The sequence below is a fragment of the Paenibacillus elgii NBRC 100335 genome, from assembly GCF_004000865.1.
Classification (GTDB): Bacteria; Bacillota; Bacilli; order Paenibacillales; family NBRC-103111; genus Paenibacillus_G; species Paenibacillus_G elgii.
Genome location: NZ_BIMB01000001.1, coordinates 138,171 through 160,063 on the forward strand (window position 1 = coordinate 138,171; position 21,893 = coordinate 160,063).

Here is a 21,893-nt window from a genome sequence, read left to right on the forward strand (position 1 = left end):
ACAAATTGCCATAAACGGTCAGGCAAAAAATCAGTTGTGAACGTTTCCCGAACAGGCAGGAATTTACCGGCTGCTTCGCGAATGGTTTGTCCATGAAGCAATCGGGGGGAACAACCAGTCCATGAGTACAACAAATGAAGACAAAGCCGCCAAGTGGCAAAAAACGCGGCAGTTGGGCAAAGCGAGATATGTCATGTACTACGGCGTTGCCATGTGGGGGATCTCGCTGGCGGTGCTGTTTACGGCAATCGAATGGCTGACGCAGCAAACGCTTACGCCATCCTGGTTTACGATCCGCATTATCGTATTCGGGATTATCGGCTTCCTTGTCGCGAACTTCCGATGGGACGGCAACGAGCGCAAATATGCGCCGCGCCCGCCGAGCAAGAAACGCTGAACTGCGCAAAAAAAAGAAACAGACGGCCCGCCTCAAGGCGCAGACGTCTGTTTTTTGTTTCCCTGCCGTACGGCTTACACCTTCTGCAGCCGCGCTTCCCCTAGCTTCAGCCGGATCTGCTCCCGAACGTCCCCGAAGCTCAGGACCTGCTCCTTGAACGCTTCCCTCGGATTCCAATGCGTCTCTCCCGCTTCGTCCGCAAACAGCTTCTCCGTGACATCGACGTATGCGGCATGCAAATCGTTGTCGTACCAATCGATATCGCGGTCCGTGTCTTTTTCCAGCACCATCACCATATCGTAATCGTTATCCTGCGACTCCGCGAACAACACCACCAGATGGTTGTCCCGCCCTTTAACACGAACTTCGACATCCGCGCATAGCTGGTCGCCGCGCTCCAACACCCGGCGGCATACCGCATGTTCAATCGGATTCATAACCATTCTTCCTTTCGTCACTTCGCTGCAGTTAGCTTCCCACTTCCGGAAACCGGCTATACCTTTTTATTTTAAAATTAAAATAACACTTGACTTTAGTAAGTTACATGTTTTATTATACTTACATAAAGTAAGTTATTAATTTTGATTGACCTTATCCCTTTTTCGTCAAATTAAAGGAGGCTTTATTTTCATGTCCAACGTACTGTTCATTAAAGCAAACGACCGCCCGGCCGATCAGGCGGTTAGCGTAAAGCTGTATGACGAATTCCTGAAATCGTACCGCGAAACGCATCCGCAAGACCAAATTACCGAGCTCGACCTGTTTGCAGCCAACCCGCCTTATTACAATTCCGTCATGATGACCGGCTTGTTCAAGCAAGGTAAAGGCATGGAGCTGACGGCGGAAGAAAAAGCGGCAGCCGATGTCGCCAACGCTTATCTGGATCAATTCCTGGCTGCGGACAAAGTCGTCTTCGCGTTCCCGCTCTGGAACTTCACGATTCCGGCTCAATTGACAACTTACCTGTACTACCTCTGCCAAGCCGGCAAAACATTTAAATATACGGAGCAAGGGCCAAAAGGTCTCGTAACCGATAAAAAGGTCGCTCTGCTGAACGCGCGCGGCAGCGTTTATTCCGAAGGACCAATGGCGTCCATTGAAATGTCGTTGAATTATGTGAAAACGATTATGGGCTTCATCGGCGTAACGGATCTGACTACGGTCGTTGTCGAAGGCCATAACCAATTCCCGGATCGTAACGCAGAAATCGTGGAAACTGGTCTTCGTCAAGCTGCACAAGCCGCATCCACGTTCTAATTTCATCGCTGCCATACACCGTCGGCCCCTGCTCAAGGGGCCGATTTTTTTGGCTTTGAGCCTAAGTTGCGCTCCAGGCGAATAGGATGTCCTATGGGACAAATCAGAAAATTTCCTCAATTTTTTGTACCTTTTCGCAAACTCGTATATGATAATGATGGGGCCTTCTTGCCCTCCTTCCACAACTTCACATTGTTTCGCGAATCTGAATGAGAACTAAGGTGCGTGAAAAACTATGTCTGAAGCCAACCCCAACATTTTGATTTTATATGCCAGCTACGGCGACGGACATCTACAGGTCGCCAAGGCGCTGCAGCAGCGTTTTTCCCGCTTGGGAATCGAGCGTGTCAAGCTTGTGGACCTGCTTGCGGAGGCCCACCCCTTCATGAACGCCGTCACCCGTTACGTTTATCTGAAAAGCTCTACCCTGGGGCCGGATTTATACGGCTGGAGCTTTTATTTGACCCAGCATTTAAAGCACGATACGGCGTTTACCAAATGGCTCAACCGCTTCGGTGCGCGCAAGTTCAAGCAGATGCTTCAGGCCGAGCGGCCCGATGCGATTATTTATACGTTTCCGCTGCCGGTCGTTTCGGGGCTCACGTCCCACAATGGCACGGCCGTCCGGACGTATACGATATTAACCGATTTTGTCCTGCACCAACGCTGGATTCATCCGGACATTGATAAATATTACGTAGCCACGGAGCAGCTTAAGCGGCAGATCGCCGCTTCCGGCGTGCCGGAGCACCGTATCGACGTGAGCGGCATCCCGCTTCGCAGCGCGTTCAGCGAGCCGATCCGGCGGCAGGACGTCTGCCGGGAGTACGGTCTTGAGCCTTCCAAGCCCGTCGTGTGCCTGATGGCCGGAGCCTACGGCGTCTTGAAGCATATCAGCGGGATGGGGCATGCGCTGCTCCAGTCGGACGAAATCGAGCTCGTCTTTGTGTGCGGCAGAAACAAACCGCTCAAGGAGCAGATCGAAGCGTCGTTTGACGGGCATCCCCGCGTCCGCATTCTCGGATACGTGGAGAACATTCACGAGCTTATGGCGATCTCGTCGTGCTTAATTACGAAAGCCGGAGGCATTACGCTCTCGGAAGCTCTTGCCATGCGTCTGCCGGTTATCATCTTCCGTCCCCTCCCCGGCCAAGAGAAAGAAAATGCCCGTTTCTTGGCGCAGCAAGGAGCAGTTGAAATTGCGCAGCGCCCGGAGGAGTTGACTTCACTCGTGAAGCGGATCGTCTCTCTCCCCGGGCAAGCGGAACGAATGAAGGGAGCCATGGAGGAATTGTCCCGCGGAGATGCGGCGGAGGCGGTCGTCTCGGATGTGCTCGAAGGTCTCTCCCGGACCAAGTCCGGACTTTTCGGCTAGAACAGATGCACGGCTTTGGCTTGTCATTCAGGAGGTGTATGGATCAGGTGCTGCGAAAAATCGCAATGGACAAAGACGTACTACCGCTTGCGTTCATTTTGTTTTTGGTCGAATTCGTTCGGGGCGCCTATCTGGTCTCCTTTTTGCCGACTTATGCGACGGGTATCCTCGGTCTTTCCGTGGCCGTGGTCGGCGCCGCCGTGTCCGTCCATTACGTCTCGGATACGGCGATCAAATGCTTGGCCGGTTATTTGCTCGACCGCTTTTCGCTGCGGCTTATTCTTCATTCCGGATTGTTCGTTTCGCTGCTCGGGCTGCTTGCCATGTACTACTTCCATCAGGCATGGGTGCTTATTGCAGCGGCCGCCGTATTCGGCATTGGCGTCTCTCCGGTATGGCTTGTCTGCCTCAGTAAAATTAAGGAGGAAAATCGGGCGTCCCAAATGGGTATCCTTTATACGATATGGCTGGTCGGCTTAGGGTCCGGACCGGTCGTTATCAACTTTTTGATCGATAAAGGATACCGGCTCTCCTTCTGGCTGATGGTCGGCTTGTGGGCTCTCGGATGGGTGCTTGCGCTGCGGTTGAAAAACGAAGTCTCGTCCAAGCAGAACTACATCCCGCTAAAACGTCAGGCCGAGCTGCTGTGGGAACGAATGAAAACGATGAAGCCGCTGCTTCCGGGCATGATTCTGCAAACGGCGGCCGCCGGCATGCTCGTGCCGATTCTGCCGAGCTTTGCCGCTAATACGCTGGGCGTCAGTCACAGCGGCTACTCGCTCATCCTGATGGCCGGCGGCGCTCTAACGGTCCTATTCCTGATTCCGATGGGAAAATGGTCCGACCGCCTGGGACGCAAATGGTTTCTCATCTTCGGATTCGCGGCGATGGCCGCCGCTCTCTTTCTTCTGACCCGGGTTACGACGCTGTCTGCCGCCGTCTTGATCGCCGCGGTCCTCGGCTTCGCCTACTCCGCCGTCCTTCCCGCGTGGAACGCCCTTCTGGCGGACTATGTGCCGAAAAACCAGCAGGGCCTCGGATGGGGATTGTTTTCGAGCGTGGAAGGGATCGGTGTCGCCATCGGTCCGGTGATCGGCGGGTGGCTGGCCGCCGCGTTTCATGAATCGGCCGCCGTATTGACCAGCGCAGCTCTGCTAGGGGGGATTGCTTTGTTTTATTGTTTCGTTCCTGTAGAAAGAGTGATGGAACATGGCTGAATCAATCACGATTCTCGTTATCGTCCTTACTTTATATACGCTGATCCCTACATTTCTCATGCGCGTCTTCTCGCTTGGCGCGTATCCGAAAGAAAACACCGAGCACGGCATTGCGCTCACCTTCGATGACGGTCCGGACCCGAAATATACACCGATTCTGCTCGACCTGCTGGCGCGGCACGGCGTCAAAGCGACCTTTTTCGTGCTCGGCTCCAAGGCGGAGCGTTACCCCGAATTGATTCTGCGCATGCACAATGAGGGCCACCTGATCGGGGTTCACAACTATGTCCACCGCACCAATGCCCTGATGATGCCTTGGAAGGTTAGAAAGCAAATTAACCGGACCGCTGAGGTGATCGAAAAGATTACCGGCAAGTCCCCTCAATTTTATCGTCCGCCTTGGGGGGTTGTGAACATCTTTGACTTTTTCCTGTCCCGGCGATTCCGCATCGTGCTCTGGTCGCTGATTGTCGGGGATTGGCTCAACCGGACCGGCAAGGATAAAATCAAGCAGCGATTGTTCGCCCAACTTCAGAGCGGTTCAGTAATCGTGCTTCATGACAGCGGCGATACGCTCGGGGCAGACCCGGATGCGCCGAAGCTCATGATCGCCGCGCTCGACGAATTTTTGAAGGAAACGGCGCGCCGCGGCTTTACGTTCGTCCGTATCGACGAGCGGTTTCCGCTGAACGAGCCGGAGGATCGCCTGCCTGCGGATCGGCCGAAGCGAAAACGATGGATTGCTGCGGTCTGGCTGCAGTGGGAACGGTTCTTTCAATGGCTGCTTCATGTGCGGCCGATCGATCCGTGTAACGCGCTGCTCCAGTTTCGGCTGTGCCGGTACCATGGCAAACGGATTCCGCTGAATGACGGACAATTCATCGAACCGGGCGACCGCGTCATGGAACTTCACCTCGACAATGCGACGCTGCTAGACTTTGGGACGAAGACCAGATCAACGATGCAACTGGCCGTGCAATTGATCCGCGCGATGGAGCGCTGCTTGCCGCACGTATCCGAACGGTTGGCAAGCGATCCGACGCTCCATGACGTGAAAGGCTTATACGGCGTCTCGATCATTCATCGTGGCGCTTCCCAGCTCGGATTTACCGTCTCCGATCTGCCCAAGGGCATCTTTTTATTTTGCTCCAAGCTTTATTTACGGTGGCTGCTGTACGTCATCCACCCGCAGGGCAAACGACGGCTGGACACGAAGACCGCGCTGCTGACGCCGAAAATGATCGCCATTTCTGTAAACGAGGTGCGCCGAAGATACCCGTCGAGCAGCTTCCACAATCCGGAGGTGACCCCGAACCCGCTGACGGCCGGAAGAGGCTACGACGAAAGCATGTATCAAGGGATGTAAACGCCAAAAACAAAGAGCCTGCAATCGGGAAGATTGCAGGCCGTCAAGGAATGTATATATTAAAAAGGGGGTCGATTGTTATTATAGGCAAGGAACGTTAACGCAGGATGAAATTCAGATTACAGTTTTGTTACATTTGAATGATTGCTGGAACTAGGCGTCTGCGTCTGGGGCCGGGTCGCCGCCGATCTTTTTCTTCATGATCAATTGCGCGAAAAACAGCAGCACCTCATTATTCGCGAACGAGACGCCCAGGCCGAACAGACCGAACATCCGGGAAAACTGCTGTTCGGAGCCCGCAAAGGCCGACGACCACCACCAGACCGCACCCACCGTCAGCACAATGTTGACCGCCGTCCCCGCCAGAAACGAAAGCAGCAGTTTTTCCGTCTTCCACATCATCAAAATTCCAACGAGTCCCGTGATTACAAATCCGGCTCCCAGCATGAGCCAATAAATCGTATCGTATGTCAAGGCAAGTCCCACTCCTGTTCCGTCGCATGTTTATCCCTTCCAAGGTTACCATGAATGAAGAAGCGGTACAACCGGTTGCGTAGTTCGCCGCAAAACTGTCAAACTCCTGCCGTCTGGTCATCTTCCTTCAAGAAGCGTATAATAGAATGGATTACCCATCAGGAGGTGCCGACATGGCCAAAAGTCAAGCATGGAAAAAACGGCGGAAGCTGGAGCGCGAAGGCTCTCGCAATCCCGAGCTGAACCGCGGAAACTGGCATGGCGTCGTTCCCGTCGAACGCACGACCCCGACGCTGCACGAGAAACAAAGACGTTTAGTGGATAAGCACAAAAAGAAATGGAACCGTACGCTGCCCCCGGACAGTAACGGTTCCATTTTTTGTTGTTATACCATATCGGTTCCGTTCAGACGCTGCTTCGCATACAGTGCGCTGCCGACGATGCCCGCATCCTCAATCCGTTCCGCAGGCTTGATGACGAGATCGTCCAAGTAGAACGAAAGCGTGGACCGCTCGATTTCTTTGCGCATCGGCGCGAACAATCTCTCACCCGCCAGCGAACCGCCGCCGCCGATCACGATCGCCTCCGGGCTGAACAGCGGAATCGCCGCAGCCAAGCCCCGGCCAAGCAGCGTCCCCGTACGCTCCATCACGGCAATCGCCGCAGGGTCTCCTTCGTCGTACGCGCGGGACACGTCCGCAGCCGTCAACTGCTGGAGGTTGTCTCCCGCAAAACGCTCGGCCAATATCGTCGATTCGCCCCGCTGTACCGCTTCCCTCGCTTGCCGGGCAATGCCCGTTGCCGAAACGGCCGTCTCCAGGCACCCGACCATCCCGCAATTGCAATGGTATTCAAGGCCCGGAACGGGAATATGTCCGAATTCACCGGCGCGTCCGCCGCTGCCGTAATACAGCCTGCCTTCGTTCACCATCGCAGCCGCAAGACCCGTCCCGACCGTAAGACCAAATACGTGCTTGTAGCCTTGTCCGGCCCCGGCGACCGCCTCGCCGTAGACATACATCCGCACATCGTGGTTAAGGTAAACGGGCAGTCCGCCGAGATGCTTGCTTAGCTCTGACGTTATCGGGACGTTTTTCCAGCCGAGGTTGACGGCGAGCACCGACACTCCGTTCACATGGTCGACAAAGCCGGGAATCCCGATGCCGACCGCCTCCGGCGTTACGCCGGCTTCCGCGATCAAGCCGTTCACGGCTTTCCCCAGCCGTTCGATCACGTCCTCGCTGCCCCGCTGCGCCTCGGTCGCCACCTTCGCCATGCGCAGCGTCCGTCCCGTCTCGTCCGTCAAACCGCAAACCATATTGGTACCGCCGATATCGATTCCTACGTAATGTTTCACCGGATCTCCTCTTTTCTATGCGTTTCGCTCTAGTCATTTCCCCATCAGAGGACGGGTGCCGCCGGCTCCGCCAAGTGCAGCGCGATCCCCTGCTCTTCCAAATGCCGCTTCAGCTTCTCGTCGGTCGGCTGGTTCGTAATGCAGCCCTGCACGGCCGTCAGCGGCGCGATGCTGAACAGCGAAGTACGGCCGACCTTCGTATGGTCGAAGACGGCCACCGTCCGGCGCGACCGCTTCAGCATCAGCCGGGCGATGTCGGCTTCCTGCTCGGAGAAGGTGGTCAAGCCCTGCTCCACAGTAACGCCGTCCACGCCGAGAAACATCACGCCGATGTTGACGCTATCCACAATTTTCTCCGCGAGCGGGCCGCACAGCTCGAAGCTGTTGCGCCGCATCACTCCGCCGGTCAATACCACCTGAATGCCGTCGCTCTCAGACAGCTCCATGGCGATGTTCACCGCGTTGGTTACGACGGTGATGCCCCTGCGCAGCTTGAGCTCCCGGGCGATGAGAAACGTCGTCGTGCCCCCGCTCAGCCCGATGACGTCGCCTTCCTCCACCAGCGAAGCGGCCTTGGCCGCGATGGCTTCCTTTTCCAGCCAGAGCAGCTCCTTCTTCTCGTTGAAGGGGACTTCCCTGCCGGCAGACGGAGACGGCGTATCCAGCTGTGCGCCGCCCAAGCTGCGGATCAGCCCGCCCTGCTTCTCCAGCAGGTCCAAGTCGCGCCGGGCGGTCGCTTCCGAGCAGGCGAACTTGTCAATGATCTCTTGAATCGTAATTTTTCCTTGGCGTTTCAGCAGGTTCATAATCTGCTCGCGCCGCCGGTCGCCTTTGCTGAGCAGCTTTCCGCTCATGGCGTCCCCTCCTGTCGTTCCCATCCGTTTGACAATCTAATGAAATAATAAATCATTTTTTTGACGATATCAATCAATTTCAATCAAACGGGAAGAAGGAGGGCTTTCCTCGTGAGCGAACGCTTCCAAGCTGTTCCAAGGAGCGGAGGAGCAAGTTGAGACTAGCTTATTGCACCATGTCCCACTCGTGAATCTCATAGCGGCGGGCGCCATGGAGCACGTACGGATCGTTCTCCGCCCAAGCCGTCGCTTCTTCCAGCGACTCGGCTTTGTAGACGACCATGCCGCCGGCGCCGTCCGTAAACCGTCCGCTGGCAAAAATGCGCCCTTGCCCGCGCTGCGCCTCCAAATAAGCCAAATGCTCGGGACGGTAAGCTGCGCTCTTCGCTTCATCCAGCATCGGCAAAAACACAACGAAATGCTTCATTCTGGAATACCCCGTTTCTTTATTATAGTGACGGGCCGATTATTCCGGCACCGTATGAACGGGCTTTCCTTCAAGGAAAGCCCGGACGTTCGCGCACGCCGTGTTCATCAGGCGGGCCCGCGCTTCCTTCGTCGCCCAAGCAATATGCGGGGTGACGAGGCAGTTCGGGGCCGCGAGCAGCGGGTTGTCCGGGTGCGGCGGCTCCGCCGACAGCACGTCCAGACCCGCGCCCGCAAGGCGGCCTTCGCGCAGCGCCGCGGCCAGGTCGCTCTCGACGACGAGCGGGCCGCGGGCGGTGTTGATCAGCATCGCCGAAGGCTTCATGAGGGCGATGCGGTCTTGGTTGATCAGCCCGTGCGTCGCGGGCGTGAGTGGGCAGTGCAGGCTGATGACGTCAGCCTGCTGCAGTAGCTCCGGCAGCGTCACCCATTCCACCCCCTCCACGGGGGTGGGCTGGGTGCGTCCGCTGCCGACGGCGATGACGCGCATGCCGAACGCTTCGGCGATGTGCGCGGTTTGCCGCCCGATGCGGCCGAGCCCGATCAGGCCCATCGTTTTCCCCGCCAGCTCCACGAGCGGCGTCTTCGTGAAGCTGAAATCCGGGGAAGCGCTCCATTCCCCGGATTTCACCGCTTCGGCGTGCCGCCCGACGTGCTGGCACAGCTCCAGCAGCAGGGCGAACACGAACTGCGCCACCCCATGCGTGCCGTAAGCCGGCACGTTGGTAACGACAATACCGCGCGCCGCCGCCGCTTCAGTATCGATTATGTTGTATCCCGTCGCCAGCACTCCGATGTAACGAAGGTTCGGCAGCCGCGCAATCGTATCCGCCGACAGCGGCGTTTTGTTCGTCAGGACGATGCCGGCGTCTCGCGCCCGATCGACAATCTCCTCGACCGGCGTCCGGTCGTACAGAGCGACCGATCCTAATCGTTCCAGCCCTTCCCAGCTCAGATCGCCGGGATTCAACGTATAGCCGTCAAGTACGACAATCTGCTCCATTCCAGCCCTCCATGTCAGCCCTAAGCCTCAAGTCCCGTATCGCCTACTCTTTCGACAGGACGAAGCCTGACCCAATTATCTCCATCATACCGCTTTTTCCACGAGGCGTAAATTGAAACCGCCCCCGTTCTCCGCTTCATTCTTCAACGAAAAAAGTCCCGCCGCAAAGTCTATTTAAGACCATGCAGGCGGAACTTTATGTCAAGTCTGGAGCCATATCCGGTTACGGCTGCTGCATCGTACCGATGAGCCGGCGGGCCGGACCGTACGGTGTATCGACCGTTTCATACACCCGCAGCGTCAGCGGATGATCGAATTGATCCGACGGTGTGTCGGTAAAGTAAATCGACTGTTCGCCGTTCTCTACGCGTCCCTCGCCCGTCAAGCTGAGCGTCTGTCTGGCCACTTCTCGGGTATCGCTGCCCTCGATCACCAGCTGCAGCTTGGAATACCCCGCGTCCACGATGACCGGCTCGGTCGTCTTCAGATCGACGTTCCACTTCAGCTTGTACGTATAGGTGTAAGACCTCGTGGTCGGGTTCGTACCGGTCGTATAAGTCAGCGACCAGTCTTTCACGTTAAGATCATAAGGATAGAAAGAAAATGCCGCATCGTCGTTCTTCGTCTGATTCACGTTCAAACCAACCTGTCCGATTGCCGTTTTGTACGGTGCGGCGGTTTTGCTATCGCTGAACTTCAATGTAAAATGATCCCCGTCACCGGCAAGCGGCAGCATGAAAGTGTAATTCATGACGTACGCCGTTCCGGGCAGCACCTCCTGCGCCGCCGTCTTTTGCTGGCTGCCCGTATACGAGGAGCCGCTCGCGCCGATCAGTTCTGCCGCCAGTTGAGGCACTGGCAGCGGCTTGTCGCTGCGGTTATCCAGCTTTAGCTTCACGACGCCGGTCTGATAGCTCTGCCCTTTGTTTTCGTACAGCCGGAAATCGACTACCGATACGGCGAGATCGGGATGCACCGCGTTGTTCAGCGGATCGAACGCGAGCCGCGTACCAAAGCCTTCTACCGTAGGAAGAGCACTTGGGCTGCCTGGCTGCGTCTCGGGAAGCGCGATGCGCAGTCGGCCGACGGAATAGCTGACGGCTGCCGCCGCATCCGTCCGGTTCGGAATTTTGTAGCTTTCCGGTGTCTGGACGGTCAAGCTTTCGAGCGGCTTGTCGGCTTCGTAAGGAATCGAGATGTATAAATACTTTTTCTCTTTCGGATCGACACTGACGGCCGCTTGCTCCTGGCGGGACCCTTTGTAGATTTGACCTGCGGCCTTGCCGTCCACCGTAAACGCCGGAACCGTCTCGGTCTGGGTACCGTTATTGGTTACCAGCAACTGAAGCAGCTCGACAGGCGCCCCGTCCTTGAATTGTTTGGTCATGCCGACCGGCGTATACTCCAAGGAAGATTCGATTCCCGGGATGATAAACGGCGTTCCCCATGCTTTGACGGGAATCGAACCGTTATCCGCCGCGTCCCCATACCAGACTAAGCCGCTTACCGGCAGCTTTAGCATGGAAGTCTCCACCTTCGGGTAGACGTCTTTGTTCACGTCCACCCATACGAGGTCGGTCGGCTGCACCGCATCGGTACGGTCGATTTGCGCCATATAGCTAAGCTCGACCGAAGAGGACGCGGGTATGGAGCCGGGATTGTCTGCGCTTGGCTTAAGTACATAGCTGGTACCCGCCGACGTAACGACGCGTAGCTCGTAATCCGGCACGCGGGCCGCACTCGCCCAAACGTTATACATTTTCACAACGACTGCGATGCGCGCGCCGCCGTTCGCCCGTTCGCTGAGCAGGCTCTTCACCTTGACTTGCACCGGACCGGACAGCACGGCCGGATACCGCACATCGATGGCCGGCTGCGGATTTTCCGCCCGTACGGCCCCTTGAAAAGACAAGGCCAAGGACACAATCAGCGCCGTAGAAACTACTCTTTTCCATGTATTCATAGGATGTCCTCCATTATTCGTAAGTCGTTCGTTTGCCGCCGCGCCATTAGTTGCGGACAACCGCTTTGTCTTGATCCTTCAGCTCCCGCTGCCCGGATACGATCACCTGCTCGCCTTCCTTCACCCCGCCGAGCACCTCCCGGTTCGCTCCGCTTTCCCGTCCGAGCGTTACCTTGCGCTTCTCGGCATGGTCGCCCGCCAGCACGAAGACGAAGCTATCGTTCCCTTCCTTCACGATGCCCGAAGTCGGCACGCTCAGCGCCTCTTGCTTCGCATCGCCGCCGAGCTGCAGCTTCACCCGCATGCCCGGCTTCAGCTTCCGGTCCGGGTTAGGCGCGGTCAGCTCCAGCACATAGGTTTTGCTTTGCGGGCTCATCACATCGGCCATATAAGCGACGGTCCCCGTCATTTTCTCGCCCGTGTCCTGGATGACGAACGGAATATCCTTTTTCCCGCGGACAGTCTTCGCCGTCGTCTCGGTCACGTCGGCATGCAGCTTAATCGGATCGATCTGCTGAATGATGCCCGCGACATACCCGGGGGCGACCGTCACGCCCTGCTCGGGATACAGGTCCGTCAACAGACCGCCAATCGGTGCCTTCACGTCAAAGTCGGACAAATTCTTTTCGATATCCTGCATCGCCAGATCCGTGCTCTCGATTTGGATTTGCAGCGGAGCGAGCGGATCGGTCGCTTCCAGATTCGCAAGCTGCTTCTTCGACGTGTCCAGATCGAGACGGGCCGTTTTCAACTGGCTCTCCGCTTTGTCCACCTGCGATTTGGGAGCCGTGCCCGCATCGTAGTCGTTGCGCGCGTTATTGTACGCTTTTTCGAGATCCGCGATTTGCAGCTCCAGCTTCTCGATCGTATTGTTCAGGACGGCTTTATTGGTGGCAATATCCTTGCTTGTTTTGTCCAATTGCGATTCGAGATTTTGCCGGGACAACCGGTTTTTCTCCTTATTGCGGACGGCATCCGTGGAATCGAGCCGGAACAGCACTTCGCCCGCCGCTACCGCGTCCCCGCGTTTTTTGAGCAGCTCCGCCACGTCGCCATTCGCTTTGACGACGACATTCGCCTGCGAGGACGGAACCGCATCGGCGTCCTGCTCCGACGAACCGTCCAGCTGCATCTTCGAGACGGCGGCCACCTTCACGGGCTTGGGCCCGCTCTCCCCCGCGTTCGCCGTCGAGCAGCCCGCGGCTGTGGCGGCGGTCAGCAAAATAGCCAGCCCGGCCAGCGCGCTCCGCTTCCAGCCGGCGGTTTCTTTATTATTATAGGTCATGGAATTCCCCGCTCCTTTGCTTTGCCGAACGTTCGGCCGTCCGTTCGTCCTGTTATGTTTATTCGCCCATCATATGCACGCCGCCGGCCCCGCCTTTGGCTTTTGCGCCTTTGAGAAACAAGCTAAAAACAACGGCAAGCAGCGAAAGTCCGGCGGTCAAATAAAAGACGTCGTCCAGCGCAATGATCGTCGATTGAATCTGCACCTGTCCTCCGATATAGTTCAGGGCGCTTATTTTGGCCTGCGCGGCCGACTGCCCCATTGCAATAAACTGATTTTGAATTTTCGTTACTTGGTCGATCACCGTGGTCGATACCATATTCAACTGATCGGACAAATAAGCCGTATGAAAATCTTTCCGGTCCCCGAACAACAGCGACAGCCAGGCGATGCCGAACGCGCCGCTCACCTGCCGGATCGTATTGGAAAGCGCGGTCCCTTGGCCGACCTTTTCCATCGGCACGGTATTCATGCCTACGGTCTGTACTGGCATCATCATGAGCCCCATGCCGACCGCACGAAGCGTCAGCCAGAAAATGATGGTCGCGCGCGAGGTCTCCATGCTCAGATTCGAGGTCAGAAACAGCGCCGCCGCCGTAATCAGCAGCCCGATGACCGCCAAGGGACGCGCCCCGAATTTATCGAACAGCCCGCCGGCGATCGGCATCATAATGCCGGAGGCGATCGCTTGCGGCAGCAAAATCAAGCCGGTCTCGACCGCGGACAAGCCCGAGATGTTCTGCAGAAAAATCGGGAGCAAAAACAGCATCCCCATCATGATGACGGTCACAAGGCTCGAAACGAGCAGCGACAATGTATACATGCCGTTTTTCAGCAGGCTTAAATCGAGCATCGGGTCCTTCACAGTCAGCTCCAAAATGACGAAGGTCACCAGGAACACGATCCCTATGGTAAGAAATACGACAACCTCGCTGTCGCCCCAGCCCTTCTCCGACACTTTGCCGATGCCGTAAAGCAGCGTGGCCAGCCCGGTGCTGGACGTGATAAATCCCCAGACGTCGAACCGCTTCTTGGCCTCCATCTTAAATTCCTTAAGCACGGCCATGGACAGGAAAATGTCTACAATCCCGATCGGCACGTTGATCGTAAAAATAAGCCGCCAGTCCAAATATTCGACGATATAGCCGCTCAGCGTCGGGCCGGTAGCCGGGGCGAACATGATCGCGATCCCGAACAAGCCCATCGCCATGCCCCGTTTCTCGACGGGGAACATGCGGAAAATCATCGACATGCTGATCGGCATCATTGCGCCGCCGCCGACCGCCTGAACGATCCGGAACACAATCATGCTTTCGTTGCTCCATGCGATGCCGCACAGTCCGGAGCCGATCGTAAAAATGATCAGCGAAATGACATACATCCGCTTATAGCCGAACCGGTCGCCCAAATATCCCGTCGCTGGCACGAGCGCCCCGCTGACCAGCGAATAAGCCGTGACGACCCATTCGATCTGCGATTGGCTGACGCCGAAGACGTTCATCATTTTAGGGATCGCCACGTTGACGATGCTCGTATCGAGAATAGCCATGAAGACGCCGAGAATAATGGCCAGCATGGCGAGTCCGGACCCTTTGGAAGAGGCTTTAGCCTGATCTGTGGCTTGGTCGTTCATTCCGAGTGTTCCTCCTTCCGTTCCCGGATGCCCCTATTTCTCGATTTTGACGGTTGCATTCAAGCCCGGAATGAGCCGTTTCCCGTGGGTATCGTCCAGTGCGATTTTGACCGGAATCCGTTGAATCACCTTCGTATAATTGCCGCTGGCGTTAGAGGAAGGAAGCAGGGAAAAAGAAGAATTGGTCCCGAGTCCGATCCGCTCCACCCGTCCCGTAAATTCCGTATCCTTGAACGCGTCGATCCGGATCGTCACTTTGTTGCCCACTTGGATGCTCGTGATTTCCGTTTCCTGTAAATTGGCCGTAATGTACAGCTGATTCAGGTCGGCGCTCAAAGCAAGCGTCCCGCCCGGCGCAACCGTCTGATCCTTCACCGCGTTCGATTGGATGATCGTTCCGGCATCTGCCGCAATGATTTCCGTGGTCGTGGCCGGGGTCGTTCCTTTGGCTGGCGAAGTTTCCACGATGCCGAGCACGTCGCCTTTGCCGAACGAGTCGCCTTCCTTATAGCGCCACTCGATCAGTTTACCGGCAGCCAACGAGCCGATAGCTCGAAGATCGCCCTGCACTTTCGCATCCTCCGTCGTTATGTACTTGCTAGCGATATTGTAGTAGTACGCACCGGCGGTCCCTCCCCCCACCAGCACCAAAGCCAGTACGGTCAGCATAATGATTTTTTTCTTCATTCGGATGAAGCTCCTTTCCCAAGGTCCCGTGTCGGTGTCTGTGCATGCTCAAGCCAGCGTGGAGATCATTTTGCGGACCAATGCGATAAACTGCTCCGTCTCTTCCTCCGTCAAGCCGCCGAACATTTGCATCAGCAGCTTTTGTTTAAACAGCCGAAATTCCTTCATATGATTGACCGCCTCAGCGGACGGCTCAAGCCAAACGACGCGGCGGTCCGTTTCATCCCGGCTCCGTTTCACAAAGCCGGCTTGCTCCAGCCGGTTCAACGCAATCGTTGTCGCGCTCGCCGATAGCTGCAGTTCCTCAGCCAGTTCGGTTACGGTCACCCGCTGCTTGCCGCACAAAGCATGCAGCAGCTGGATTTGCTGCTTCGACAAGTCTGCGTCGGGCGGCGACCAGCGGCGGGCGTGGCGTACAGCGACGGCAATCAGTCCTTCCAGCTCCGTGAGCTTTTGCTCCAAATTACGCAAGACTTCCCTCCTCATCTATTTTTAGTTTAAAATAGTTTTATAGTGCAATGATTTAACATTAAATAAATTATCACGGAAAATTTTGAACGTCAATCAAAATTTTTCACGGCAAACCAAAGCGCGGAAAACTTTTTGAAACCAAAGGGGGCAACTTACGTATTACTTAATATTTTGTCGAACTCTATCTTTACCGGTAACAATTTAAGGGGGCTATTATGGTACACCGACAAGATTTATATGAGCTGGAGGAAGCGTTCCGCTTAATGTTTCGCAAAGTGAAAGCCAGTTGGACCCGTTTTGAAGCGCACGGCGTCTCCGCCTCGCAAGCGGTTATTCTGGAGAAATTGCAAAACGAAGGTCCGCTGAAGGTCTCACAAATCGCCGACGCGCTCTGGATCACGTCGGGCGCGGTGACATCGCTTTCCGATAAGCTGATTTCCGGCGGATTTGCTGAAAGAACCCGCTCTGAGGAAGACCGGAGAGTGGTCTATATGGAGATTACCGATAAGGGAAGAGAAATTATCGAGGAGCTTCACCTGCACCGCCAGCGAGTGGTCGAGGAATATTTCGGAAAGCTGCCCGATGAGGACATTAAACATATGACCCGCATCTGCAAAGCGATATTAACTGAAACGCAAGAAGTGAATGTGTAAGCGGCGAAGGCAACCCGATCGGGAAGCCTTCGTTTTGCTTTTCTATCATTTTTTCGCGAAACGTTCATAAACTGGTAGCATACGGCAGGAAAGGATGCGATCATCTTGGTTCATACGATCTCGTTTCTCATGTGCCTGGTGTTGCTCGGCATGATCATTGTCGCTTTTATGGCTGCGCTGCTGGAGTTCGTTCTGCACGATACGACGGATTACGATATGGAATTTTTATGGAACCATAAGTACACACTGGAGGATTTGCATCTGGACGGACGGAAAGAAGAAAAATAACAGGCATCGGACATTCGCAGAAAGCATAGGAGGCTCCCGGGCGGCGATATCGCTCGGGAGCTCTCGTCTTTATAACGCGCTTCTTTCGCAGCGGAGAAAGCCGCACAATTTCCCGCGTCGCACATGTCTTGCCTGCGAAACGAAGACGTGCTATATTATCCAATATACCAATCATCGGATGTTTGGAGGTTTACATGATGGAACTGAAACAAACAACGCGCTCCACGCTGGTGGAACAGGTCGTTTCCCAGATGGAATCGCTTATCGAATCCGGTCAATGGCCGGTCGGATCGCGCATCCCGGTCGAGCCCGAGCTGGTCAAGCAATTGGGCGTCAGCCGGAATACCGTTCGCGAGGGAGTCCGTGCCCTGATCCATGCCGGACTTCTGACGGCACGCCAAGGCGACGGCACTTACGTGCGCTCTTCGAGCAGCCTCGGCCCCGCTCTCGTGCGCCGCCTTCGCCGCTCGAACGCCACGGAGACGCTGGAGGTGCGCTGCGCGCTCGAGCAGGAGGCGGCAAGGCTGGCTGCCATACGCCGTACGCCGGAGGAGGTCGAGACGTTCCGCTCCCTGCTGTCGGCATGCGATGCCGCCGCGGCGGCGCAGGACATCGAAGGCTACATCGAAGCGGACCTGAAGCTGCATCATGCGATCGTCCGGGCAACCGGCAATAGCGTCTTGATCGACCTATACGAGCATATGACCGATGCCCTGGAATCGTCTATCGACCAGACCCTCGACCTGTCGGTCATCGTTGACGGAGCCTCTCGCTCGCACTGCCAAATGGTTGATGCCATTGCCGCCCAAGACCCGGATTCAGCCGCCGAAGCCGTGCGCCGCTATATCCGGGAATCGCTGAATCTTCTGCAAGAAGATGTGAACAAGGAGGGTTCCTTATGATTCCGGCTCAAGATGCCGTCAACTCCCGAGTACAGACCCGTACCGGTCTAAGCCTGCTTATTCTCGGCATCGTCCTGATCGCCGCCAACCTGCGGGCTCCGTTAACGGCCGTCGGGCCGATTATCGGAGAAATTCGCGGGGAAACGGGGATTTCCAATACGTGGGCGGGCATGATGACCACCTTGCCGCTGCTTGCTTTCGCGCTCCTCTCGCCGCTCTCGCCACGGATCGCCCGGCGGCTGGGCATGGAGCATACGCTGTTTGCCGGACTGATCGTCCTGCTGGCAGGTATTTTGCTGCGCTCGGTGTCTTCGGTCACGGCGCTGTTTGCAGGCACGGCGCTCATTGGTGTCGCCATTGCCATCAGCAACGTGCTGGTGCCGGCCTTGATCAAGCGGGAGTTCCCGAACAACGTCGGAACGATGACCGGCATTTATTCCGTCTCCATGAATCTGTGCGCCGCCATCGCTTCGGGGGTCAGCATTCCGATTTCGCAGGGGCTAGGCTTGGGGTGGCGGGGAGCGCTCGGCAGTTGGGCGCTTCTGGCCATCGTCTCCCTCGCCGCTTGGCTGCCGATGCTTCGTTCGCGCCAGCGTCCGCAAGCGGTACAGGCAAGTGCCGACGCCAAAAAAAGCGATTCGCTCTGGCGCTCTCCGCTCGCTTGGCAAATTACGCTGTTCATGGGACTGCAATCGCTGTTCTTCTACGTCAACATTTCCTGGTTCCCTGCCATATTGCAGGATCGCGGCATGAGCGCGGTGTCCGCCGGTTGGATGATTTCGATCATGCAGTTCGCAAGCCTGCCGGCGACGTTCTTTATGCCGATCCTTGCCGGGCGGCGTTCCGATCAGCGGGGCTTGGCCGTCGGCGTCGCTTCCCTATTTTTAGTCGGATATCTCGGGCTGCTGCTCACCGATACGGATTGGCTCGTTCCGCTCTGGGTCGTTCTCGTCGGCGTTGGCGCAGGGTCCGGCTTCGGCCTGGCCGTCATGTTCTTCGCCCTGCGCACGAAGTCGGTTCGTCAATCGGCGGAGATGTCAGGCATGGCCCAATCGTTCGGGTATTTACTGGCCGCGGTCGGCCCGACGCTCTTCGGCTTCATTCACGACGCCACAGGCGGCTGGACCCTTCCCCTGATCCTGCTGCTCATCGCCGCAGTCGGGCTGCTGTTAGCCGGTTTGAAGGCCGGGAAATACGGGTACGTGGCCGCATCAGATTCGAAGGAAGCGGCTGCTGCCGAGGGAAATCACTGAGCCTTTACGTCAAAACGCGGGAAGTCCGGGAGGGCTTCTCGCGTTTTTTCATGTGAGCGCCAAAAAAAGCCCGATACGATCGATTGGGAACGATCCGTATCGGGCGATATCTATTTATTTCGGTCAAGCCGGCTGCACTTGCCCTGCGCTTTGCGGCTCCGCCGCCGGCAGCTTGCCTTGACGGACGAGCACCCTTAGCAGCGCATGGGCAACCTCCGGATCGAACTGCGTCCCGCTGTGCCGCCGCAGCTCTTCGGCCGCCGTCTCCGTCGACAGCTTCGCCCGGTAGGACCGGTTCGTCGTCATCGCGTCGAAGGAGTCGCTGGCCGCGAGGATGCGCGCCCCCAGCGGGATTTCTTCGCCTTTTAAGCCCATCGGATAGCCTTTGCCATCCATCCGTTCATGATGGTGCCGGACCATCTCGGTGACGCCGAGCTCCTGCAGCCGTTTGATGCCTTTGACGATTTGGTAGCCGTCCTCCGCATGCCGCTTCATGATGTCGTATTCCTCTTCGGTGAGCCGGCTCTCCTTCTTGAGAATCGACTCCGGCGTGCCGATTTTGCCGATATCGTGAATGAGTCCGGCCAGATGAACGGCTTCCGTCTCCCGTTCGGACAAACCCAGCTCTACGGCGATTTCCCGGGCGTAATCGGCCACATTCTTCGAATGGAACGCCGTGTACGGGTCGCGCGCGTCGATGCTTTTGGAGAACGAGAGAATCGTGTTCATGAACAGCTCCTCGTACTCTTCGCGCTGCCGGAAGTTGCGCCGGGACACGACAACGACCCGCTGCACGAGCAAAGCGAGCAGCAGCAATCCCCCCGCTCCAGCCAAACCGGGCCATCCGGCTCCTGTAAAATACACCCACAGCGCCGTAACCCCCGTCGAAAATGCGCCGACCAAATAAACGTTAAACACGAATAAAGCAAATATGAGCACGGGAACCGCGTATAACCCGAGCAGCGCCGGCGATTGGACATTCGTATTGATCCAGACCGCGGCGAGCAGGCTGATGAACATGACCAGCCACAGCCCGTAGCTGATTTTCCTTCCCAGCGATACCGGACAAAAATACGTATTGCCACCGATTCGAATCCCCGTATGCCATAGCTCTTCGGACGCCATAGCCTCCGTCCCGGATTCGGACTTGATCCACTCCATCTTCACCATCGTTCCCCTCCCGTAGTATGGATTGGCAGAACCGGGTAATTCGACCTACATTACCCTAAGCGTACACCCCGGGATGGGCCTTGTCAACGACAGGTGCGCGACGAAAGTCTCAGGAATGGGACAAGAGAATACGACGGAGGCCGGATTAACCGCTTACGGATTCGGCAAAGAACGCTGGTACTCGTTCCACAGTGAAAGGACATCGGAACCCGTCAGCGTTTGGAATACGCTCTCGTTCCACTCCACGCCATCGAATGGCGACAGGCTCTGGTTCAGCTCCCGCAAAAATCCGGGGCGCTTATGCTCGTCGATCCAAACGAAGAAATTGCCCGTCACCCCGTAGCTGTCCTTCCAGGTGCCTCCTTTTCTCACTGCAAGTCGGTCGTGATAGCCAACTTTGAAGCGGATCGCATCAGCCATGCCTTCGATCATATACCCGATCTGATCGTAGCGGTCATCATCCAATTGATAAAGATGCGTCAGCTCATGATACAAAATGCCCAAAATCTCATGCCGCAGCGGCGTGCTGGAATTGCTGACGTTTTTCAGATGCCGCGAGCTGATGGTGACCTGCCCCCCGCCGGCCCAAGCGACCCCATCCTCGTCTTTGATGAAAATGACGACCTTCTTCGGGCCCACGTCCATCCGGTTCGGGTGTCCGTACAAAATTTCATTTAGTTTCAAAATAATCAACTTGATTTGCTCCTGCGCATCCGGAAGAGCTTGATCGAACAGCTTGCCGTTGCCTTGGGCATCCATATTGCGGATTTCAATGCTGGGCACGATGCTTTGTAACGGGCTGTCTTTAGGAATGAACTCGATTTCCGCAAGCTGCAGCTCGTTGCCTCCGTTGGCTTTCATATCTAGCTTATAATAGGTGTATTTCGCGTCGGAACGGACGCTGTAGCCGGTCCGCTGATAGCGGTATCGGAACTGCTCTCCCTTGCGGGTATCCAACGTGACCCACTGCTTCCCGTCGTTTGACGCTTGAAGCGTCCATTCGGCCGGATCGCGTTCCTGGAAGTCGTTAGCCGAAGTCAAAGCATAACCGTCGATGGCCGTCGGCCGGTCGAAACGATAAGTGACCCAGCCGGACTTCTGGAAGGTCAGCCATTTGGTCAGACTGGACCCGTCGTTCAGCTTGTCCTTGCCTTCATCCGGCAGGTTTTCGCCGCTTGCCGTAATCTGCGCCTTGGCCGGTTCGGGCCACTGCTGCGCATCGTAAAGCTTCACCTCGGCGAGTTGAAGAACCGACCCGCTATGGTTGCTTAATTCCAGTCGATAATACTTATACGACGTTTGGTTCGGGATATTGTACGTCTTCGTCTGGTACCGCCAATCGAAATTTTCATTCTGGCGGGTATCCAGCACGGTCCAGTCCGTTCCGTTATTGGAGCCTTTCAAGGTCCAATCTTTCGGGTCCCGCTCCGGGAAATCGTTTGCAGAGGTAATCGAGTAGGAAGTAATCACATAAGAGCTTTGGTTTGGAAAAGCATACTGGAGCCACCCTGTGCTTTGAAAGGTCAACCACTTGGTCTTCAAGAGATTATCGAACGCGTTCTCCTTCTCCTCATTGGCCGGGCTTTGGCCGTTGGACGTCACCGTGCCGCCTTGCGTTCTCTCGATGGGAAAGGCGGCCGCTTGAGCGGAAGCATCGGCAAAGACCGACGTGGCCGCACCTGCAAACATCATGGCGGCTAACAAAAAAATCCGACTCTTCTTCATCCCTAATACTCCTCCTTATCGTATACTCGGCCTTTCAGCCTTAGAAAGCGTATGAAACGATGATCGCGCCCCCCTCCTCTCTGCACAAACGAAGCTATTAATATATTAACAAAAATACTATATTATTCCAATACATG

23 protein-coding genes are annotated in these 21,893 nt (G+C 56.3%); 10 read left to right on the plus strand and 13 right to left on the minus strand.

Annotated elements, in window-relative coordinates:
• The first annotated feature begins 121 nt into the window (after positions 1 to 121).
• Positions 122 to 397 (plus strand): hypothetical protein, encoded by a 276-nt coding sequence (locus tag PEL01S_RS00680; RefSeq protein ID WP_063179840.1) that lies wholly within the window; start codon positions 122 to 124, stop codon positions 395 to 397.
• A 74-nt stretch (positions 398 to 471) separates the two neighbouring features.
• Here the strand turns inward: PEL01S_RS00680 and PEL01S_RS00685 are convergent, their stop codons facing one another.
• The gene (locus tag PEL01S_RS00685; RefSeq protein WP_063179841.1) at positions 472 to 834 is read right to left on the minus strand and encodes a hypothetical protein; all 363 of its coding nucleotides are present in this window, start codon (positions 832 to 834) and stop codon (positions 472 to 474) included.
• A gap of 193 nt (positions 835 to 1,027) precedes the next feature.
• On the opposite strand from PEL01S_RS00685, the gene PEL01S_RS00690 reads away from it, so the two are divergent.
• The 4 genes from PEL01S_RS00690 (at position 1,028) to PEL01S_RS00705 (ending at position 5,612) form a co-directional block, all read left to right on the plus strand.
• On the plus strand, positions 1,028 to 1,654 hold the full coding sequence (locus tag PEL01S_RS00690; RefSeq protein WP_063179842.1) for an FMN-dependent NADH-azoreductase: 627 nt from the start codon (positions 1,028 to 1,030) through the stop codon (positions 1,652 to 1,654).
• A gap of 235 nt (positions 1,655 to 1,889) precedes the next feature.
• Positions 1,890 to 3,029: an MGDG synthase family glycosyltransferase gene (locus PEL01S_RS00695; protein WP_127458890.1), complete on the plus strand. Its 1,140-nt coding sequence runs from the start codon at positions 1,890 to 1,892 to the stop codon at positions 3,027 to 3,029.
• A 38-nt stretch (positions 3,030 to 3,067) separates the two neighbouring features.
• Entirely contained in the window at positions 3,068 to 4,246 is a 1,179-nt protein-coding gene (locus PEL01S_RS00700) for an MFS transporter (protein ID WP_127458891.1), read from the plus strand.
• Complete coding sequence (locus tag PEL01S_RS00705; protein WP_127458892.1) at positions 4,239 to 5,612, plus strand: polysaccharide deacetylase family protein; 1,374 nt, start codon at positions 4,239 to 4,241, stop codon at positions 5,610 to 5,612. Before PEL01S_RS00700 ends, PEL01S_RS00705 begins: the two co-directional genes overlap by 8 nt.
• A gap of 153 nt (positions 5,613 to 5,765) precedes the next feature.
• Here PEL01S_RS00705 and PEL01S_RS00710 read toward each other — a convergent pair whose 3' ends face one another.
• Positions 5,766 to 6,086, minus strand: a complete 321-nt coding sequence (locus tag PEL01S_RS00710; protein ID WP_063179850.1) for a hypothetical protein — start codon at positions 6,084 to 6,086, stop codon at positions 5,766 to 5,768.
• A gap of 173 nt (positions 6,087 to 6,259) precedes the next feature.
• Between PEL01S_RS00710 and brfA the strand changes: the two genes are divergently transcribed.
• The gene (gene brfA, locus PEL01S_RS35860) at positions 6,260 to 6,580 is read left to right on the plus strand and encodes a ribosome rescue factor BrfA (protein ID WP_127458893.1); all 321 of its coding nucleotides are present in this window, start codon (positions 6,260 to 6,262) and stop codon (positions 6,578 to 6,580) included.
• On the opposite strand, the gene PEL01S_RS00720 is transcribed toward brfA, so the two are convergent.
• From PEL01S_RS00720 to PEL01S_RS00760, 9 genes are all read right to left on the minus strand, one after another.
• Positions 6,472 to 7,443, minus strand: coding sequence for an ROK family protein (locus tag PEL01S_RS00720; RefSeq protein WP_127458894.1), 972 nt, complete (start codon positions 7,441 to 7,443; stop codon positions 6,472 to 6,474). The two genes, brfA and PEL01S_RS00720, sit on opposite strands and share 109 nt — an antisense overlap.
• Before the next feature lie 44 nt (positions 7,444 to 7,487).
• Complete coding sequence (locus PEL01S_RS00725; protein ID WP_063179851.1) at positions 7,488 to 8,297, minus strand: DeoR/GlpR family DNA-binding transcription regulator; 810 nt, start codon at positions 8,295 to 8,297, stop codon at positions 7,488 to 7,490.
• 166 nt (positions 8,298 to 8,463) lie between these two features.
• Positions 8,464 to 8,724 (minus strand): YciI family protein, encoded by a 261-nt coding sequence (locus tag PEL01S_RS00730; protein WP_063179853.1) that lies wholly within the window; start codon positions 8,722 to 8,724, stop codon positions 8,464 to 8,466.
• A gap of 39 nt (positions 8,725 to 8,763) precedes the next feature.
• Positions 8,764 to 9,726 (minus strand): D-2-hydroxyacid dehydrogenase, encoded by a 963-nt coding sequence (locus PEL01S_RS00735; protein WP_127458895.1) that lies wholly within the window; start codon positions 9,724 to 9,726, stop codon positions 8,764 to 8,766.
• A 223-nt stretch (positions 9,727 to 9,949) separates the two neighbouring features.
• Entirely contained in the window at positions 9,950 to 11,689 is a 1,740-nt protein-coding gene (locus PEL01S_RS00740) for a hypothetical protein (protein ID WP_127458896.1), read from the minus strand.
• A gap of 46 nt (positions 11,690 to 11,735) precedes the next feature.
• Positions 11,736 to 12,974 (minus strand): efflux RND transporter periplasmic adaptor subunit, encoded by a 1,239-nt coding sequence (locus PEL01S_RS00745; RefSeq protein WP_127458897.1) that lies wholly within the window; start codon positions 12,972 to 12,974, stop codon positions 11,736 to 11,738.
• A 58-nt stretch (positions 12,975 to 13,032) separates the two neighbouring features.
• Entirely contained in the window at positions 13,033 to 14,607 is a 1,575-nt protein-coding gene (locus PEL01S_RS00750; RefSeq protein WP_063179863.1) for a DHA2 family efflux MFS transporter permease subunit, read from the minus strand.
• Between the two features lie 33 nt (positions 14,608 to 14,640).
• Positions 14,641 to 15,294 carry an efflux RND transporter periplasmic adaptor subunit gene (locus tag PEL01S_RS00755; protein WP_010491661.1) on the minus strand — a complete coding sequence of 218 codons (654 nt, stop codon included), beginning with the start codon at positions 15,292 to 15,294 and terminating at the stop codon, positions 14,641 to 14,643.
• Positions 15,295 to 15,342: 48 nt separating this feature from the next.
• A complete protein-coding gene (locus PEL01S_RS00760) occupies positions 15,343 to 15,765 on the minus strand; it encodes a MarR family winged helix-turn-helix transcriptional regulator (protein ID WP_010491663.1) in 423 nt (140 codons plus the stop codon).
• 215 nt (positions 15,766 to 15,980) lie between these two features.
• On the opposite strand from PEL01S_RS00760, the gene PEL01S_RS00765 reads away from it, so the two are divergent.
• The 4 genes from PEL01S_RS00765 (at position 15,981) to PEL01S_RS00780 (ending at position 18,861) form a co-directional block, all read left to right on the plus strand.
• Positions 15,981 to 16,418, plus strand: coding sequence for a MarR family winged helix-turn-helix transcriptional regulator (locus PEL01S_RS00765; RefSeq protein ID WP_036682329.1), 438 nt, complete (start codon positions 15,981 to 15,983; stop codon positions 16,416 to 16,418).
• Positions 16,419 to 16,523: 105 nt separating this feature from the next.
• Positions 16,524 to 16,706, plus strand: a complete 183-nt coding sequence (locus tag PEL01S_RS00770; RefSeq protein ID WP_063179867.1) for a hypothetical protein — start codon at positions 16,524 to 16,526, stop codon at positions 16,704 to 16,706.
• 197 nt (positions 16,707 to 16,903) lie between these two features.
• Positions 16,904 to 17,608, plus strand: a complete 705-nt coding sequence (locus PEL01S_RS00775; protein ID WP_127458898.1) for a FadR/GntR family transcriptional regulator — start codon at positions 16,904 to 16,906, stop codon at positions 17,606 to 17,608.
• Positions 17,605 to 18,861 (plus strand): CynX/NimT family MFS transporter, encoded by a 1,257-nt coding sequence (locus PEL01S_RS00780; RefSeq protein ID WP_127458899.1) that lies wholly within the window; start codon positions 17,605 to 17,607, stop codon positions 18,859 to 18,861. Before PEL01S_RS00775 ends, PEL01S_RS00780 begins: the two co-directional genes overlap by 4 nt.
• Before the next feature lie 123 nt (positions 18,862 to 18,984).
• Here the strand turns inward: PEL01S_RS00780 and PEL01S_RS00785 are convergent, their stop codons facing one another.
• Both PEL01S_RS00785 and PEL01S_RS00790 read right to left on the minus strand, forming a co-directional pair.
• Positions 18,985 to 20,031, minus strand: a complete 1,047-nt coding sequence (locus tag PEL01S_RS00785; RefSeq protein WP_127458900.1) for an HD-GYP domain-containing protein — start codon at positions 20,029 to 20,031, stop codon at positions 18,985 to 18,987.
• A gap of 153 nt (positions 20,032 to 20,184) precedes the next feature.
• On the minus strand, positions 20,185 to 21,756 hold the full coding sequence (locus tag PEL01S_RS00790; protein WP_127458901.1) for a basic secretory protein-like protein: 1,572 nt from the start codon (positions 21,754 to 21,756) through the stop codon (positions 20,185 to 20,187).
• Positions 21,757 to 21,893: the final 137 nt, after the last annotated feature.

What these genes read in the sequence shown, in the direction of transcription:
- PEL01S_RS00765 (WP_036682329.1), top strand. Translation starts at nt 15,981, where the DNA reads ATGGTACACCGACAAGATTTATATGAGCTGGAGGAAGCGTTCCGCTTA.
- PEL01S_RS00705 (WP_127458892.1), top strand. Translation starts at nt 4,239, where the DNA reads ATGGCTGAATCAATCACGATTCTCGTTATCGTCCTTACTTTATATACG.
- PEL01S_RS00780 (WP_127458899.1), top strand. Translation starts at nt 17,605, where the DNA reads ATGATTCCGGCTCAAGATGCCGTCAACTCCCGAGTACAGACCCGTACC.
- PEL01S_RS00735 (WP_127458895.1), bottom strand. Translation starts at nt 9,726, where the DNA reads ATGGAGCAGATTGTCGTACTTGACGGCTATACGTTGAATCCCGGCGAT.
- PEL01S_RS00755 (WP_010491661.1), bottom strand. Translation starts at nt 15,294, where the DNA reads ATGAAGAAAAAAATCATTATGCTGACCGTACTGGCTTTGGTGCTGGTG.
- PEL01S_RS00725 (WP_063179851.1), bottom strand. Translation starts at nt 8,297, where the DNA reads ATGAGCGGAAAGCTGCTCAGCAAAGGCGACCGGCGGCGCGAGCAGATT.
- PEL01S_RS00695 (WP_127458890.1), top strand. Translation starts at nt 1,890, where the DNA reads ATGTCTGAAGCCAACCCCAACATTTTGATTTTATATGCCAGCTACGGC.
- PEL01S_RS00750 (WP_063179863.1), bottom strand. Translation starts at nt 14,607, where the DNA reads ATGAACGACCAAGCCACAGATCAGGCTAAAGCCTCTTCCAAAGGGTCC.
- PEL01S_RS00700 (WP_127458891.1), top strand. Translation starts at nt 3,068, where the DNA reads ATGGATCAGGTGCTGCGAAAAATCGCAATGGACAAAGACGTACTACCG.
- brfA (WP_127458893.1), top strand. Translation starts at nt 6,260, where the DNA reads ATGGCCAAAAGTCAAGCATGGAAAAAACGGCGGAAGCTGGAGCGCGAA.
- PEL01S_RS00690 (WP_063179842.1), top strand. Translation starts at nt 1,028, where the DNA reads ATGTCCAACGTACTGTTCATTAAAGCAAACGACCGCCCGGCCGATCAG.
- PEL01S_RS00775 (WP_127458898.1), top strand. Translation starts at nt 16,904, where the DNA reads ATGGAACTGAAACAAACAACGCGCTCCACGCTGGTGGAACAGGTCGTT.
- PEL01S_RS00685 (WP_063179841.1), bottom strand. Translation starts at nt 834, where the DNA reads ATGAATCCGATTGAACATGCGGTATGCCGCCGGGTGTTGGAGCGCGGC.
- PEL01S_RS00745 (WP_127458897.1), bottom strand. Translation starts at nt 12,974, where the DNA reads ATGACCTATAATAATAAAGAAACCGCCGGCTGGAAGCGGAGCGCGCTG.
- PEL01S_RS00730 (WP_063179853.1), bottom strand. Translation starts at nt 8,724, where the DNA reads ATGAAGCATTTCGTTGTGTTTTTGCCGATGCTGGATGAAGCGAAGAGC.
- PEL01S_RS00740 (WP_127458896.1), bottom strand. Translation starts at nt 11,689, where the DNA reads ATGAATACATGGAAAAGAGTAGTTTCTACGGCGCTGATTGTGTCCTTG.
- PEL01S_RS00680 (WP_063179840.1), top strand. Translation starts at nt 122, where the DNA reads ATGAGTACAACAAATGAAGACAAAGCCGCCAAGTGGCAAAAAACGCGG.
- PEL01S_RS00785 (WP_127458900.1), bottom strand. Translation starts at nt 20,031, where the DNA reads ATGGTGAAGATGGAGTGGATCAAGTCCGAATCCGGGACGGAGGCTATG.
- PEL01S_RS00790 (WP_127458901.1), bottom strand. Translation starts at nt 21,756, where the DNA reads ATGAAGAAGAGTCGGATTTTTTTGTTAGCCGCCATGATGTTTGCAGGT.